Below are 16,173 nucleotides of genomic sequence, written 5' to 3'. Positions count from 1 at the left end.
GCAAGTAACTTGGACCAGTGTTGATCATTTAGCATTGTTCGAGGCATAGCGAGTGTAAAATTGGGTTTGGCGATTTAATTTTACTATCTCGCTATTTTTTTAATCAACAAATGTCAACAGACCCTAATAAGCCTGAAAAGTTATGTTCATTAATTTTTAGTGTTTATTCGAGAATTAATGAATCAAGAATTGTTTTATTAATGACTTTGGATGACGCAATTTATCAGCGTGAAATGAAAATATTAGTTGATGAGTCTATTGAATTTAAATTAAGGCTAGATTGTTTGAATGACACTTATACTAATGATTTTTTATCAGGAAAAATCAATGATTTGGATTTTAAATTTAAGATGAGATTTCAGAATATTTATGGATTAGAAACTGAAAATATTTATTCATATAGAATATTAAGACATGAAACAGGTGAGGTTCAAGTATTAAAGCCATCACTGAGAGATTCGTTAGTAGCAAGTAAAGTTGTATAAATTATGCTTTAAAGATACATTTTTATTGAAAAAAAGCTCACTGGTGTAAGCTTTTTTCAAACTGATTTTTAAGAAATAATATCAACGTCCGTTACGACCACGGCCACGAGGGGCTTTGGTATTCGGACGAGTTGTACCATTGGTACGGCGTTTTGGTTTTTCGCTCTCATCCATTTGCCAGATACGTTTTGTACCAGACTTTTTCACTGAGCCATCTTTATTCTTACGAACCATTGGCTTACCACCTGTACCGCCTGGTTTTTTCACATAAGAGCGTGAACGGTAAGGTTCTTCAGCAGGTATATTTTGAAAGTCAGGGTACAGTAAAGGCTCAATTTCTTTGGTTTCACCTGGCTCTAAAGCCAATTGAACTAAATCAATTGCACCAATACGTGTACGAATTAAACGTAAAGTTGGGAAACCGACTGCTGAAGTCATACGACGAACTTGGCGGTTACGGCCTTCACAAATTTGGATTTCAACCCAAGAGGTTGGAATATTTGCACGGAAACGTACAGGAGGATCACGTTCCCATAACCATTCTGGTTGTTGCACTTTGATGGCTTTGGCTGGCAAAGTCAGACCATCTTTCAGCTCAACGCCTTTACGTAATTGCTCAAGTGCTTCTTCTGTGATGTCACCATCGACTTGCACTAAGTAGGTTTTGAACTTTTTATTTTCAGGCTTGGTAATGTACTGATTTAAACCACCATGATCGGTTAAAAATACCAAACCTTCAGAGTCCATATCTAAACGACCTGCAATACGTAGACTAGGATCGTCCACGAAGTCAGATATGGTCATATGCGCTTCGTCTTTACGGAATTGGGAGAGCACGTCATATGGCTTGTTTAAGATGACGATTTTCATAGGAAATAACTTCTATTAAATACAATAATTCAAATTGGTTAAGATTTATTCAATAGGGAAATGCAGCTATTTCCCATCTAAATCTCAAAAAAGGTAGATTTGCTTTAGAGTATTATGCGTGAAGCGCAATTAAAAGTCTTATCAAACAGCAATTATTTTTTCACTCGCTTCTCAGGGAGGGTCATAAAAATGGGTTATCAAAAGATCGTCGTTCCAGTGGATGGGACAAAAATTACAGTAAATTCAGACTTATCATTCAATGTTCCCAATAATCCAATTATTCCATTTATTGAAGGCGATGGTATTGGTGTTGATATCACTCCAGTGATGAAAACCGTGGTGAATGCCGCAGTACAAAAAGCTTATGGTGGAAAACGTGCCATAGAATGGATGGAAGTTTATTGTGGTGAAAAAGCCAATAAAATTTATGGTACCTATATGCCCGAAGAAACCTTTGAGGCTTTACGCGAATTTGTGGTTTCAATTAAAGGGCCATTAACGACGCCTGTCGGTGGTGGCATTCGTTCGCTAAATGTTGCACTACGTCAAGAATTAGATCTCTACGTCTGTGTGCGCCCAGTACGTTGGTTTAAGGGCGTTCCTTCACCTGTTCAGCATCCTGAACGTACAGACATGGTGATCTTCCGAGAGAACTCAGAAGATATCTACGCTGGGATCGAATGGAAAGCAGATTCACCTGAAGCCAAGAAAATGATCAAATTTCTTAAAGAGGAAATGGGCGTCACTAAGATTCGCTTTGAGGAAAATTGCGGTATCGGTATTAAGCCTGTATCTAAAGAAGGTTCTCAGCGTTTGGTTCGGAAAGCTATTCAATTCGCCATTGATAATGATAAGCCGAATGTCACCTTGGTGCATAAAGGCAATATCATGAAATATACCGAAGGTGCGTTTAAAGAGTGGGGTTATGAAGTCGCACTTGAGCGCTTTGGTGGTGAATTGCTAGATGGAGGTCCTTGGGTCAAAATAAAAAATCCGAAAACTGGCAAAGAGATCGTGATTAAAGATGCGATCGCAGACGCTTTTTTACAGCAGATTCTGATGCGTCCGACCGATTATTCAGTCATTGCTACCCTAAATTTAAACGGTGACTATATTTCAGATGCTTTGGCGGCCGAAGTTGGCGGTATTGGTATTGCACCGGGTGCCAATATTGGTGGCGCTGTGCAAGTATATGAAGCGACACATGGCACAGCGCCTAAATATGCGGGTCAAGATAAAGTAAACCCAGGTTCTATTATTCTGTCTGCAGAAATGTTGCTGCGAAATATGGGCTGGACAGAAGCTGCAGATCTAATTATTAAAGGTATTGCAGGGGCGATTGAAGCCAAAACAGTGACCTATGATTTTGAACGACTCATGCAAGGTGCAAAACTCTTGCGTTGTTCGGAGTTTGGACAAGCCATCATTGAGCATATGGACTAACTTTATTTGCTAATCTAGGTGTAAAAAAGCTAGATGCATAAAAGGCTAGGTAAAAAGGATTGAATCATTCAGTCCTTTTTTAGGACTAAACATTAAAAACACAGAATCATAGCTTCACAATACCATTCAAAAAACAGCAATCAAAAGGTGACTTCACGCAATCAATCAGATGGTCTGGCATGCTTGTCATGTTACCAAAAGTTTAAAACCGCACTATTAGCGTGAACTTAGGTAATGCAAAAAAAAGAGGGGGATTGATTTCAAATTAATTATTCGCCAGTGATTTTACAATGACGTAATTCGAAACATTTATCGGCTTGGATCCTTGAAAATTAGCGGTACATTGGTTGTTGTCCTTTAGTAGAAGTACATCTAGTAGTAGTACATTGCGACACTTGTGATGAAAAGGAGAAATGAAATGTCTCGTAAACAGCATCAACAAAACCAACAAACTGATCAACAGCAGCAAAATGATCAGCAACAGCAACAGCAACAGCAACAGCAACAGCAACAAGACCAAAAGAAACAGAAACAACAGCCACATCAACGAAATCAGCGTCAACAACATCATTAATAGGCTAAAGACTTTGTGAGTCAAAGTTCATTTGGTCAAACGATTTTCTAATTGAACGAAATTTAAGTTTTATACGTAGACGAGAAGGAGATGAATTTGTCTAAGAAAACCAAATCACTTAAAAAGGAAATTAAAGCGAGGTTGAACAAAATTTCAAAGCATAATTCTGCTTTGAAAAAGTTAAAGAAAAAGCTGAAAAAAGCTTAGTCCATTCACGATTTATCAAAAAGAAAAGACCTATTTAAATAGGTCTTTTCTTTATATACATGATTGGTGATGTAGTTGAATGTCTTGTGATCTACCTAGACGAGATGCTTACTTAATTTTGCTGTTCGAGTGAACCAAAAGAGTTGCATTGTTCCAATGCAGAGTACGCATGCGGCCAAAATAAATTGCTGTGAATAATCAATACCAATTCGCTGTAAAAAACTAAAGCTTAAACCGCCAATCAATTGAATAGATGCAAAGCACAGGGTTGCAATACTCCAGAGCTTTTTATAGGCGCTACCATAGATTTGCAGAATGGTATAAGAGGTGAGAAAAACCACTGCTGGATTGAGCAGGCCTGTAGCAAAAGAAGATAAAAAAGTAAAAAGTGGATGGATATTAATAATTGCTATAAAAATCGCCAAGACATAGCTGCTATATAATATTTTAAGAGCACTAATATTTCCCAGTTTTTGTGCCAAGCAGTAAGCAGCAAAGGCTCCTAAAGCACTTCCTAGACCATATAAAATCCAATTGAAATTGATCCCGATCGGGCTCAGGTGTAGGGTGTGAGTTAAATAGTCAATCCAAAATAATGAATGGGGCACGTAAGCAAATGCACTGGTGCTATACACAATTAAGAGACAATAGAAAATTCCATCGACTTTATGTTCTACTGCAGGAATCGCGGTGAGTGTTGTGAGCTGTGATTTAAAACTCTTCAAAAGCACGCTGATTAAAATACAAATCAGGGCTGAAAAAGAAAACAAAATCAACCAAGCCCACATTGTCGAAATATCTTGGATGTAAGGCAAAAATAGCGTTGCCATTAACACCCCTAAGCCAATACCACTGAAACCAATAAAGTTGATTTTAAAGCGGTCTTGAAGCTGTGAACATTGGGCCACGACACTTGGGGAGAGGATCATTAGTAAGCCGCCGCTGATCCCTGAAATAACGCGCCAAGTGCTATACCAAAGTTCTGAAAAACCTGAAAATGCACAACTGAGTAAACTGAGTGTCCCTGCAATAGCTGCGAGTTGGATATAATTCACCATGCTTTTATTTTGGGGTAATTTCATGGCCCAAAATGCACCGATCAAGTAGCCGAGCAAATTGGCACTGCCTAAGATGCTGGCAAAACTTGGGCTCCAACCAAATGCTTCACGGGTTGAAGGGAGGAGTGCGGTATAGGAAAAACGTAATATCCCGATGCCTAGGCACATGCTTAGACAGAGAAATAGGCTCAGTTTAATTTTGTTAGAGAACATCCTGTACTCATGTATTTTTATGATTGGTTAAAAAATAACATGAATAGGCTATAGAAAAATCAACAGATCTTAAAGTTTTGACTAAGGTCTAAGCTAAAAATTAATTCTTAAAAACTTAACTATTCAAAAAGATAGCTGTGGTGTGCGTATAGTAAGAAATCAAATTTAAAGATACAGTAATAAAAAACCGTACATGGCGTACGGTTTTTTTATTTTTAAAGCACTTATGAATTAACGCATTTTCGCCAAGAAACGACCTAAACGAGTGAGTGCTTCACGTAGTTCATTTTCAGCAGGCAAGAACACCACACGGAAATGATCAGGTGTCGGCCAGTTAAAACCCGTACCTTGAACCAACAGTACTTTTTCAGCACGGAGGAAATCTAGCATGAATTTCTCATCGTCTTGGATTGGGTAAATTTCAGGATCCAATTTAGGGAAGCAGTACATAGCACCCTCTGGTTTCACACAAGATACACCTGGAATATCATTCAACATTTCCCAAGCAATGTTGCGTTGTTCATATAAACGACCGCCCGGACGGATGAGATCATTAATCGATTGATAACCGCCCAAGGCTGTTTGAATCGCATATTGCGCTTGGTGGTTGGCACACAGACGCATCGACGCGAGCATGTCTAAACCTTCAATGTAGTCTAGCGCACGTGATTTATCGCCTGTAATTGCCATCCAGCCTGAACGGTAACCGGCTATTCGATACGCTTTAGATAAGCCATTGAAAGAAATACACAGTTGATCACCTGCCAATGAAGCAACAGAAACATGTTCAATACCGTCATAAACGATCTTGTCGTAAATTTCATCAGCAAACAAAATTAAATCGTATTTCTTCGCAAGAGCCACAATTTGCTCAAGCACATGACGTGGGTAAACCGCACCTGTTGGGTTGTTTGGGTTAATCACCACGATACCGCGGGTATTCGGGGTGATTTTACTTTCCATGTCGGCAATATCTGGATACCAGAAATTTTCTTCATCACATTTATAGTGAATAGCTGTACCGCCAGAAAGGTTAACTGCTGCTGTCCAAAGCGGATAATCCGGCATTGGCACCAGCATTTCGTCGCCATCGTCGAGCAAGCCTTGCATTGCCATCACGATCAGTTCAGATACGCCATTACCGACATACACGTCATTCACGTGCATGTTTAAGATGCCTTTTTGTTGATAATACTGACAAATCGCTTTACGCGCAGGGAAGATGCCTTTTGAGTCGGTATAACCAATTGCATTTGGCAGGTTGAGTGCCACGTCGTTAATAATTTCTTGAGGTGCTTCAAAACCAAAAGGAGCAGGGTTACCAATATTTAATTTAATAATTTTATGGCCTGCCTCTTCCATCTCATTGGCCGCTCGTAACACTGGTCCGCGAATGTCGTAGCAAACATGCTCGAGCTTAGACGATTTCTTAATTTCGCGTGGGGTGTTAAACGTATTCGGCATTTTTATATTCTCGGAAAGAGTGGAGGTCACTTTTGCATAACGGTATAAATAGCTTTTAAATGTCTCGGTCGTTACTAAATCGAGATGATGTTCGTCTCTGAGTAAAGCAACTATTTTTTCATGCGTAAACCCTGCCTGTTGATATTGTTTGATCACGGGCAGCAGATTTTTAAAAATTACGCTCTTTTTCTGCGACATTTTTTAATCCTGAGCAAGAGTAGCGCTAAGATTATCACTAAAGTTGCTCACAAAAAAGCATTTAATTTGGCATTTTGCTTACCATTGATTTAGATTTGCTTACCTTTTGCTTTTTTGGTCATTATATAGATTTTGTAAATTGTTGAATAAAGACTAGAAATTTAAGAATGAATGACGTAAATATAGGATTATCCTATTTTAAATACCACGATATAAAGGGACGTCATCATGGGAAAACTCAATAAAACAGAAAGAGAATGGCAAAGAGAATTGTCACCAGAAGAGTTTCGCATAACGCGTCAGAAAGGCACGGAGCAAGCTTTCACTGGAAAATATTGGAATACTAAACAAGCTGGTACTTATGTATGCCGTTGTTGCGGGGAACCGCTTTTTTCTTCTGAAACAAAATACGATAGCGGTTGTGGTTGGCCTAGCTTTTATAAGCCGATTGAACCTGCTGCGGTGGAAGAAAATGTAGATACGACACACGGTATGGTCAGGACAGAAATTGTTTGTCATCATTGTGACGCACATTTAGGGCATGTTTTTGCTGATGGCCCACAGCCGACTGGATTACGTTATTGTATTAATTCGGCATCCTTAGAATTAGAAACAAAAGAAAAAAATGATGAGGAAACTTATCCATGACCACCATTCACCAGTTTGAAGCAGAATTACTGGACGGAAGTAATAAATCCTTTGCAGATTATGAAGGTAAGGTTTTATTAATTGTAAATACCGCCAGCAAATGTGGGTTTACTCCTCAATTTGCAGGTTTGGAAAAAATTTACGAACAATATAAAGATCAAGGTTTGGAAGTTTTAGGCTTTCCATGCAACCAATTTGGCGGACAAGATCCGGGTTCGAATGATCAAATTGGCGCGTTTTGTCAAAAAAACTATGGCGTATCTTTCCCGATGTTTGCCAAAGTGAATGTAAAAGGCCCTGAAGCACATGTGATTTTCCGTTACTTAACCAATAACTCGAAAGGTGTATTGGGAAATGGCATTAAGTGGAATTTTACGAAGTTTTTAATTGGGAAAAATGGTCAGGTCTTGAACCGCTATGCACCCACGACCAAGCCTGAAACATTGAATGAAGACATTGAAAAAGCTTTGGCTCAGTCAAAATAAAGTGAATTATTGGCGGAACTGAGGTTGATATAAAGGCGCGAAAGCGTCTTTATTTTTTTTGGATGTTTTATACTGACGGCTCTTTATTTGAAGGTCATAACATTGTTTAAGCAGATGGTTAAACGTCGAATTTGTGTTTTAACGGTTTTTTTACCCGTTTGTTTGAGTACAGCGTGGGCAGATAGCAATTTGAACGCTTCTGAATCTGCAAAAACGTCTGTTGATGCCAGCAATCTAGACCGCACGACAGATGCTCGGGTCAACACATTATTGAAATTATTAAAAACACCTGTTGAAGAATATCAACCTACACGTGTTGCTGATGTAATTGATCCACATGTAAAACCGAAAATCTATGAAGTCTCTTGGGTAAATGCACCGCAATATGTGCTGTCTACGTCTGAGAAGAAAGCGTATAAGCATCCTGTCAAACTACAGCTCACCGTGATTGCTGCAACAGGCTACATTGGTAGTTCAAAACTCATCGCAAGTTCAGGCTCTAAAAGCTTTGATCAAAAAGTACAAAAATCCCTATTGGTTGCGCGACTTGAACCTATTCCGATGGTTGATAAAAATCTCAGTTATACCGTTGAGCATGAATTTGCTATTGATCCACCTCAATAAGCCTATAGCAGAAGGCACATGTTAATTATCGTTCTAAGCTCCCCGAATGATCTGTAATTTTCGGGTTTCCATCTGATAGATGAAGTTTGGAGATTAGTTTCATGAGTGGCAATTAAATTACTTAATCCTTGTGTATTTGATGAATGAAATCGCTCTTCGGCAATCAGGTGAGTGTAATTCGTTAAGTTGAGCTTAATAAAAAATTACAATTAAAAAATAAAAAGTAATAAATAAAAAGCATCGTAAAAGATGAAATGAAAGAATAAATGCTAATCATTATCATTTATTATGTGTGCGTATTTTCTAGGATTACTCTCCCAATGTTAAAAATGAAGCAGCTCTGTGTGATGATGGCGTGTGCTACACAAGGGTTCACATATGTTTATGCGAATGAAGTCGCTGAAACGGAACATCCCGCTGCCAATATCGATAGTACTGAAGTTCAAACGCTAGAAGCCATTAATGTGGTCGTGAGTGCGGATGCTTCTGCAAATGGCTTGATGAAGCCTTATGCAGGGGGGGCAAGTCGCGACAGGTGGTAAAGTGGGCATTTTCGGTAATCAGAAAAATTTAGAAACACCATTTAATATCACCAGTTATACCCAGCAATATATTCAAGACCGCCAAGCGAAAAGCGTTGGGGATGTGCTACAAGCAGATGCTGGTGTGCGTACCGCCAAAGGTTATGGGAACTTTCAAGAAGCCTATTTTATTCGTGGTTTTGCACTGGCATCAGATGATACGGCATATAACGGCTTGTATGGCATATTGCCGCGCCAATATATTCCAACAGAACTGTTTGAGCGGATAGAAGTCTTCAAAGGTGCTTCGGCATTTTTAAATGGTGCAATCCCGGGAGGAACAGGAATTGGTGGTTCAATTAACTTGCTTCCGAAACGAGCCAGTAATGATCCCTTAACACGTGTGACGGTGGGGACAAACTTCAATGGTGCCTATGTGGCATCGGATGTATCACGTCGCTTTGGGACAGATGATCAATTTGGGGTGCGGGTCAATACCGCTTACCATGATGGCGGAACCGAGATTGATCAAGAAAAGAAAACACTTGGATTGGCTTTGATTGCTGCGGACTACAAAGGAGAGCGTCTCCGCCTATCTGGTGATTTGGGATATAACAATAACCGCCTTTCAGAAAATCGACCAAGTTTACGTTTAACCAATGCGGTTACACAGCTTCCGAGTGCTGCTCAGTATGCTAATTATCATGGTCAAGCATGGACTTATTCAAACGAAGAAGATTTATTCGGAAGTGTACGCGCTGAATATGACTTAACCGATGCAACGACAGCCTATGCAGCATATGGTTTTCGCAAATCAGAAGAAGCCGGTGTTTACTCAAGTCAATAATTAAGTGATACTGCAGCAGGAACGGCAAAACTTTCTGCATCGATGATTCCACGTAAAGATCGTAATCACTCAGCAGAACTGGGTGTGAAAACTCAATTTGAAACAAGTGCTTTAAAACATCAAGTGGTCGCTTCTGGTTCTTTATATCGTGCAGATAAACGCTATAGCTATGGTTATGCCACCAGTTTGAATGATAATTTTTATGATCCAATTTACACCGAAGATTCAAACATTGACAAATGGTTGGGGGTAGAAGGGACTTATCCAAAAGCAGGTGTCAGTACCTTGAAAAGTTTTGCCTTGGGCGACAATATTTCGATGTTAGATGATCGTTTGACCCTCATGCTTGGTGCGCGTTATCAAGAAGTTGATCAAGACGTATATTCTTACGGAACCTATAAATACAATATTAATAAAAATCAGCTTACTCCGGCATTAGGCGTGAGTTATAAATTAACGCCTGAATGGTCTATGTATGCCAATTACATCGAAGCTTTGGTTCAAGGCGAAGCGATTTTGGATAGTGAAGGTAATAACTTTATTGCCGATCCATTTGTCTCGAAACAAAAAGAACTGGGCGTGAAATATGAAAATGGCTTGATTGGCGGAACATTGAATTATTTCTATACAGATCGCCAAAAAGCCTCAGTGAATAGCTCAGGGACTGCACAAATCAGTCAGGCGACGAATATTCACCAAGGGCTTGAATTTAATGCCTATGGTCAATTAACAGATTCAATCAAAATATTGGGCGGCGTAACTTGGATTGATACCGAACAAAAAGATACATACCAAGGTTTATTTGATGGACATCGTGTGATCGGTGTGCCGGAGTTCCAAGCCAATGTCGAAGCGGATTGGAAACTGCCAATTGAGCAAGATGTCAGTGTAAATGGGCGTGTTGTATATACGGGTTCAACTTATGCAAACAATGCCAACACATTGAAACTTAAAGATTGGACACGTGTAGATTTGGGTGCAAACTATAAAACGCAAATTAAGAGTGTACCCACCAGTTTGAATTTTAGTGTGACTAATGTTTTAGATAAAGACTATTGGGCTTCAGCATCGGTGAACGACTATACATATTTGTCACTAAGCGAACCTCGAACATTTAAATTGAGTGCAACATTTGATTTCTAATAGTGTTCAATGATTTCTTAATGATTGTTTCTAATTGAATACCTTAAATAATTAGCTCTGAATGATTGTTAAGAAATGACTCAAATAAAAATGCCCCAAATTTGGGGCATTTTTTGTTTTAAGCAAAACGCTTTAAATCAATTAAAGTACTGTTTTTAAGCGACGAATCACTTCTTCACATTGGGCAATATCGGCAACAAGGGCTAAACGGACATGGTTTTCACCCGGATTACCTTGTGCTGTATCACGCGATAAGTAACGGCCTGGAAGCACTTTAACGTGTGCTTTTTCCATGAGCATTTTGGCAAAGCTTTCATCATTATCCACTTTTAACCAGTAGTAGAACCCTGCATCAGGTTTTTGTAATGGTAGTAGGTGACCTAGTTCGCGTTGGAATAATTCAAATTTTGCACGGTACTGGACGCGGTTTTCTTCGACGTGTGCTTCGTCATCCCAAGCTGCAATTGAAGCTAACTGGTGTTGAACAGGCATCGCAGCGCCATGATAAGTACGGTATTGTAAATAAGGTTTTAAAAGCGCAGCATCACCTGCAACAAAGCCAGAACGCATACCCGGTAAGTTAGAACGCTTAGACAGTGAGTGGAATACCACGCAGTTCTTATAATCATCACGGCCTATTTCAGCACAGACTTCAAGCAGACCAACAGGTGCTTCATCAAACCAAAGCTCTGAGTAGCATTCATCAGATGCAATCACAAAATTATATTGGTCAGACAGTGCAATCAGTTTTTTAAACTGTTCTTTAGAAAGTACCGCACCTGTAGGATTACCCGGTGTGCAGACAAACAGTAAAGCGGTTTTTTCCCAAACTTCAGCTGGCACAGCGTCAAAGTCGCCAAGGTAGTTATTTTCTTCTGTACAGTTAATGAAGTAAGGTTCTGCACCCGCAAGTAAAGTTGCGCCTTCATAGATTTGGTAGAACGGATTTGGCATCACCACATATGGGGCATCTTCACGTTTAATCAAAGCTTGTACAAACGAGAAGATCGCTTCACGTGTACCAGACACAGGCAATACGTTGGTGTCTGCACTGATGCTATTGAGTTTAAAGCGACGAGTTAACCAATTTGCAATGCTCGTGCGAAGCTCAGGTAAACCCTTGCTGTTTGGGTAAGTAGATAAGTGTTGAAAATTATCAATAATGGCCTGTTTCACAAACTCCGGTGCAGGATGCTTTGGCTCACCAATCGATAGGGGAATCAAAGGCAAATCTGCGGGTTTCACATCCTGAAATAGCTTATTTAGCTTTTCAAATGGATAAGGGTGCAATAATGACAAACTGGAGTTCATGGAATGGATACCGATAATTTAAGTTAATGATGACTACAAACCTGATTCGATGCTTCATCGAGTGCTGACTTTAACTGTGCAGCAAACGTTTCCGCTTCTGAATCACTCATAGGTGAGCCATCTTTTTTAGTGACATAGAAAATATCTTCAGCACGTTCACCGAGCGTTGCAATTTTCGCAGAGTGAATATCTAAACCTTGCATCATAAATAAACCACCAACTTTAGCAAGTAAGCCCGGATGGTCAAGTGTCGCAATTTCAACCATATTTTGTTGAAGTGCTTCATTGAAAGAAATACTCACGGTATTTTCAATATCAAAATGACGCAGTTGACGTGGGATACGACGTTGCATCAGGCCTGGATACTTGTCAGATTGGCTCAAGGCTTGTTTGAGTGCTTCAATAACAGTTTGCTCACGTTCAGGATCTGTTAATAAGGTGCCAAAACGGTCAAGTACAACATAGGTGTCCAAACTAAATGCAGTGGATGCAGTGATAATACGGGCATCTTGAACATCTAGATTCATTCTGTCCAAAATAGCCACTGTGGTCGCAAACAAGTTAGGCTGATCTTGGGTGTAAATAAAGATCTGTACCGCATCTTGTGCAAATTTGCGATGTGCTCGCATCAGTACCAATGGTTCTGCATTATTGCCATGCTTTAATATGGCGCGCGTATGCCATGCGATTTCATCGGCAGATTCTTTTAGGAAATATTCATCACCGAGTTCTTGCCAAACAGTTTCTACATCGTAGAGCGAAAAATCGTTGACTAATAGTTCACTGGCCGCAAATTTAGTGTCTTCGATCAGCATTGGATAATCTACAGGACGACCCAAACCAGAACGAATCACATCACGCGCTTGTGTATACAGTTGGCGCATGAGGGATGCACGCCATGTATTCCAAAGCGTCGGATTAGTTGCATTGATATCAGCAACTGTCAATGTGTAAAGATAGTCGAGATGTTCCATATCGCCCATTTTCTCAGCAAATTCTTTCACTACATCTGGATCGGAAATATCTTTTTTCTGAGAAGTAACGGACATCAATAGATGGTTTTGAATCAACCATGCGACAAGGTTGCATTCACGTTCAGTAAACCCATGGGTACGGCAAAAAGCAATTGCATCCGCTGCACCAAGTTCACTGTGGTCACCACCACGACCTTTGGCGATATCATGGAAAATTGCCGCTAAATAAACAATGTCACGGCGCGCCAGTCGTTGGAATACGGAGCTAACGACAGGGAAGTCCTTAGCAAATTCAGGCTCTTTAAAACGGTTTAAATTACGTAGTAGTAATAGGGTGTGGGCATCGACAGTATAAATATGGAACAAGTCGTATTGCATGAGTCCCATGATTTGCCCAAAGGCAGGAATATAGTTGCCGAGCACACCATAACGTTTCATCGCCACCATGGTGTCATATAAACGGTAGGGTGAGCGAATGATCGCCATAAATAAGGCTTGATGTGCGGGATTGTTACGGAAGTTTTGATCAATACGTTTTGCCGCAAGAGACAATAGACGTAAAGTTCGGGCACGAATCCCTTCAATTTCTGGACGATTCGCCAAGAGGTAGAAAATTTCTAAAATAGCACTTGGATTTTCAGAAAAAATTTTATGATGCTGCACCGCCAATTTGCCATCGACTAATTTGAAATTGGTATTGATCTCTTCAATTTTACGTTCATAGTCAGGCAAGCGCGGTGTGATGACCGATTCATTGAAATAAGCCAAGAGCATTTCATTTAACGTCGTCACTTGCTGAGCGCTACGGTAGTAACGTTTCATGAACTGTTCGATTGGATAATTCGGTGATTTACCTTCTTCACGTTGATAGCCAAATTTAGCGGCAATGTCACGTTGATAATCAAACAATAATCGGTTTTCGTCGCGCTTGGTTAAGCGATGCAAATGATGACGAATTTCCCAAAGAAAGCTTTCTGTTTCTTCAAGAACGCCAAGTTCAAACTCTGAAATAAAACCCAAATGTACAAGGTCATAGATGCGATTGACACGGAAATGACGCTTAGCAATCCAGCCGATTTGGTTGATATCACGGATACCACCGGGCGCATTTTTAATATCGGGTTCTAAGTTGCTTTCGGTATTGTTGTGTTGAGCATATCGTTTGGCTTGCTCTTGCATTTTTGCATCATAGAAGGTTTTATCCGTCCATGTCTGTGACACGATACGGCGTGGCCATTTGGCTAGGTGTTCATTGCCCACAATCAAACGTGCTTCAATCAAAGCTGTTGCTACAGTTAAATCATTGGTGGCTTGAGCGACACAATCATTAATAGTACGCACACTGATGCCCGGCTTGAAATTACCAACATCCCAAAGTGTTGAAATAAAGCTGGAGATGAGTTTTTCTTGTTCTGGGCTGATTTCATCTTCAGACAAAATCATGATATCGACGTCGGAGTAAGGCAGCATTTCGCGGCGACCATAGCCACCGACAGCAAATAAACCGAGATCGGTTTGGTCGAGTTCAGCATGTGTCCATAAGAACTTTAAGGCTTCATCGATTAGATTCGAACGAGCCAAAATCACATCACGAATCGACTGTCCATTTTCAAAGCATTCCTGTAGCTGATTTTCAACATCTGAGCGCCATTGGTTAATCGCCTGAATGTCGTGGTTACTTTTAATGTAATTCAGCAGAGGAAGCGTATTGATCATGAACAGTGGTCCGTTAAGGTGTTACAAACTTAGTTTTGTTGAACACTGACTTGTTGTGCAGCATGTTGAGCAAGTTCACGCGCGTGATCTGTGGTTTCAGCGCGTGCTGTTGCTACGCCCATACGGCGACGTTTAAAGCCTTCTGGTTTACCAAAGAGGCGTAAATCGGTGTCTGGATTAGCCAAAGCAAGATTTAAGCCAGTAAATGATAAATTGGTATCATCCACGCCTGCATAGATGACTGCGCTCGCAGCAGTACTGTGTCGAGCAGTATTCACAGGCAGACCAAGAATGGCACGTGCATGCAGTTCGAATTCGCTTTGGAATTGCGATGCAAGCGTGACAAGGCCTGTATCGTGTGGACGAGGTGATACCTCACTAAACCATACTTTATCGCCTTTGACAAACAGTTCCACCCCAAAAATGCCACATCCACCTAATGCAATGGTTACTTTATTGGCAATACGCTTGGCTTCCTCTAAAGCAAGAGCAGTCATGAGTTGTGGCTGCCAACTTTCTACATAGTCACCAGCGTCTTGGCGGTGGCCAATCGGGTCGCAAAATGATGTTTCAATTTCACCTGTTTCTGCATTTTTTGCACGAACAGTCAGCAGGGTGATTTCAAAGTCAAAGTCAATTTGTGATTCCACAATCACTGTACCTTGATTTACACGTCCACCTGTTTGTGCATATTCCCAAGCAGCATCGACTTCATCAAAGCTTTTTACACGTGACTGTCCTTTACCCGAAGAAGACATGACAGGCTTAACAAAGTTTGGATAGCCAATGTCATCGCATGCAGCACGGAACGCTTCAAGGGTATTGGCAAATCGGTAGGCTGAAGTCGGGAGTCCAAGCTCTTCGGCAGCTAGACGGCGAATCCCTTCACGGTTCATCGTCAGGTTGACAGCTTTTGCAGAAGGAATGACAGTGGCAATATTTTGTTCTTCGATCTCGACTAAAACTTGAGTCGCAATGGCTTCAATTTCAGGAACAATCAAATGAGGCTTCACTTGAGAAATTAAAGCTTTAAGTGCCTCAGGATCTGCCATATTTAAAGTATGAGAAAAATGTGCAACTTGCATGGCAGGAGCATGGTCATAACGATCGGCAGCATGAACTTCTACACCCAAACGTTGCAATGAAATCACAACTTCTTTACCGAGTTCACCAGAACCTAACAGTAAGACTTTATACGCTGAAGACTGAAGTGGAGTACCAATAGTGACGCTCATGTAAATCATCCATGCTTGATTTTATGGGAATTTAAGCATAGCAGAACTTGTTCGAGAGATAAGCGAGTGTTCACATAAATAAATGATATTGTCCAACAATTTTTTTTATATCTTTATGGGGGAGCGTTCGTGTAATTATTTATCTGTTAAAATCTTT

12 protein-coding genes and 1 pseudogene are annotated in these 16,173 nt (G+C 40.3%); 7 read left to right on the top strand and 6 right to left on the bottom strand.

What is annotated here, in order from left to right; all coding sequences use genetic code 11:
* Positions 1-110 precede the first annotated feature (110 nt).
* The gene (locus tag FTV37_RS04995; protein ID WP_180063173.1) at positions 111-485 is read left to right on the top strand and encodes a hypothetical protein; all 375 of its coding nucleotides are present in this window, start codon (positions 111-113) and stop codon (positions 483-485) included.
* An 81-nt stretch (positions 486-566) separates the two neighbouring features.
* On the opposite strand, the gene FTV37_RS04990 is transcribed toward FTV37_RS04995, so the two are convergent.
* On the bottom strand, positions 567-1,355 hold the full coding sequence (locus FTV37_RS04990; protein WP_180063172.1) for an rRNA large subunit pseudouridine synthase E: 789 nt from the start codon (positions 1,353-1,355) through the stop codon (positions 567-569).
* Between the two features lie 189 nt (positions 1,356-1,544).
* On the opposite strand from FTV37_RS04990, the gene icd reads away from it, so the two are divergent.
* Both icd and FTV37_RS04980 read left to right on the top strand, forming a co-directional pair.
* Positions 1,545-2,798, top strand: coding sequence for an NADP-dependent isocitrate dehydrogenase (gene icd / locus FTV37_RS04985; RefSeq protein ID WP_078194375.1), 1,254 nt, complete (start codon positions 1,545-1,547; stop codon positions 2,796-2,798).
* A 418-nt stretch (positions 2,799-3,216) separates the two neighbouring features.
* Positions 3,217-3,372, top strand: coding sequence for a hypothetical protein (locus tag FTV37_RS04980; RefSeq protein WP_180063171.1), 156 nt, complete (start codon positions 3,217-3,219; stop codon positions 3,370-3,372).
* Between the two features lie 302 nt (positions 3,373-3,674).
* On the opposite strand, the gene FTV37_RS04975 is transcribed toward FTV37_RS04980, so the two are convergent.
* Entirely contained in the window at positions 3,675-4,850 is a 1,176-nt protein-coding gene (locus FTV37_RS04975) for a YbfB/YjiJ family MFS transporter (RefSeq protein WP_180063170.1), read from the bottom strand.
* A 231-nt stretch (positions 4,851-5,081) separates the two neighbouring features.
* The gene (locus FTV37_RS04970) at positions 5,082-6,512 is read right to left on the bottom strand and encodes a pyridoxal phosphate-dependent aminotransferase (RefSeq protein ID WP_078189059.1); all 1,431 of its coding nucleotides are present in this window, start codon (positions 6,510-6,512) and stop codon (positions 5,082-5,084) included.
* A gap of 228 nt (positions 6,513-6,740) precedes the next feature.
* Between FTV37_RS04970 and msrB the strand changes: the two genes are divergently transcribed.
* From msrB to FTV37_RS18140, 4 genes and pseudogenes are all read left to right on the top strand, one after another.
* Complete coding sequence (msrB, locus tag FTV37_RS04965) at positions 6,741-7,160, top strand: peptide-methionine (R)-S-oxide reductase MsrB (RefSeq protein WP_078189058.1); 420 nt, start codon at positions 6,741-6,743, stop codon at positions 7,158-7,160.
* On the top strand, positions 7,157-7,645 hold the full coding sequence (locus FTV37_RS04960; protein WP_078189057.1) for a glutathione peroxidase: 489 nt from the start codon (positions 7,157-7,159) through the stop codon (positions 7,643-7,645). Before msrB ends, FTV37_RS04960 begins: the two co-directional genes overlap by 4 nt.
* 102 nt (positions 7,646-7,747) lie before the next feature.
* Positions 7,748-8,269, top strand: coding sequence for an energy transducer TonB (locus FTV37_RS04955; protein ID WP_180042111.1), 522 nt, complete (start codon positions 7,748-7,750; stop codon positions 8,267-8,269).
* 320 nt (positions 8,270-8,589) lie between these two features.
* Positions 8,590-10,780, top strand: a pseudogene (locus FTV37_RS18140) (TonB-dependent receptor).
* Positions 10,781-10,921: 141 nt separating this feature from the next.
* Here FTV37_RS18140 and dapC read toward each other — a convergent pair.
* The 3 genes from dapC to purT are packed head-to-tail and all read right to left on the bottom strand — an operon-like array spanning position 10,922 to position 16,025.
* A complete protein-coding gene (gene dapC / locus FTV37_RS04945; RefSeq protein WP_180063169.1) occupies positions 10,922-12,091 on the bottom strand; it encodes a succinyldiaminopimelate transaminase in 1,170 nt (389 codons plus the stop codon).
* A gap of 23 nt (positions 12,092-12,114) precedes the next feature.
* Complete coding sequence (glnD, locus tag FTV37_RS04940; RefSeq protein WP_180063168.1) at positions 12,115-14,781, bottom strand: [protein-PII] uridylyltransferase; 2,667 nt, start codon at positions 14,779-14,781, stop codon at positions 12,115-12,117.
* Positions 14,782-14,810: 29 nt separating this feature from the next.
* Positions 14,811-16,025 carry a formate-dependent phosphoribosylglycinamide formyltransferase gene (gene purT / locus FTV37_RS04935; protein WP_171263820.1) on the bottom strand — a complete coding sequence of 405 codons (1,215 nt, stop codon included), beginning with the start codon at positions 16,023-16,025 and terminating at the stop codon, positions 14,811-14,813.
* Positions 16,026-16,173: the final 148 nt, after the last annotated feature.

Origin of the sequence: Acinetobacter sp. YH16042 (assembly GCF_013417245.1) — a bacterium.
Lineage (GTDB): Bacteria > Pseudomonadota > Gammaproteobacteria > Pseudomonadales > Moraxellaceae > Acinetobacter > Acinetobacter amyesii.
The sequence above is the reverse complement of the archived record's forward strand: the minus strand, read 5'-3'. Positions and strand labels throughout refer to the sequence as shown.

Bases quoted from the DNA above. Each gene is read 5' to 3' on its own strand.
- msrB (WP_078189058.1), top strand. From the start codon at position 6,741: ATGGGAAAACTCAATAAAACAGAAAGAGAATGGCAAAGAGAATTGTCA.
- FTV37_RS04960 (WP_078189057.1), top strand. From the start codon at position 7,157: ATGACCACCATTCACCAGTTTGAAGCAGAATTACTGGACGGAAGTAAT.
- glnD (WP_180063168.1), bottom strand. From the start codon at position 14,781: ATGATCAATACGCTTCCTCTGCTGAATTACATTAAAAGTAACCACGAC.
- FTV37_RS04990 (WP_180063172.1), bottom strand. From the start codon at position 1,355: ATGAAAATCGTCATCTTAAACAAGCCATATGACGTGCTCTCCCAATTC.
- FTV37_RS04970 (WP_078189059.1), bottom strand. From the start codon at position 6,512: ATGTCGCAGAAAAAGAGCGTAATTTTTAAAAATCTGCTGCCCGTGATC.
- FTV37_RS04980 (WP_180063171.1), top strand. From the start codon at position 3,217: ATGTCTCGTAAACAGCATCAACAAAACCAACAAACTGATCAACAGCAG.
- icd (WP_078194375.1), top strand. From the start codon at position 1,545: ATGGGTTATCAAAAGATCGTCGTTCCAGTGGATGGGACAAAAATTACA.
- purT (WP_171263820.1), bottom strand. From the start codon at position 16,025: ATGATTTACATGAGCGTCACTATTGGTACTCCACTTCAGTCTTCAGCG.
- FTV37_RS04975 (WP_180063170.1), bottom strand. From the start codon at position 4,850: ATGTTCTCTAACAAAATTAAACTGAGCCTATTTCTCTGTCTAAGCATG.
- dapC (WP_180063169.1), bottom strand. From the start codon at position 12,091: ATGAACTCCAGTTTGTCATTATTGCACCCTTATCCATTTGAAAAGCTA.
- FTV37_RS04995 (WP_180063173.1), top strand. From the start codon at position 111: ATGTCAACAGACCCTAATAAGCCTGAAAAGTTATGTTCATTAATTTTT.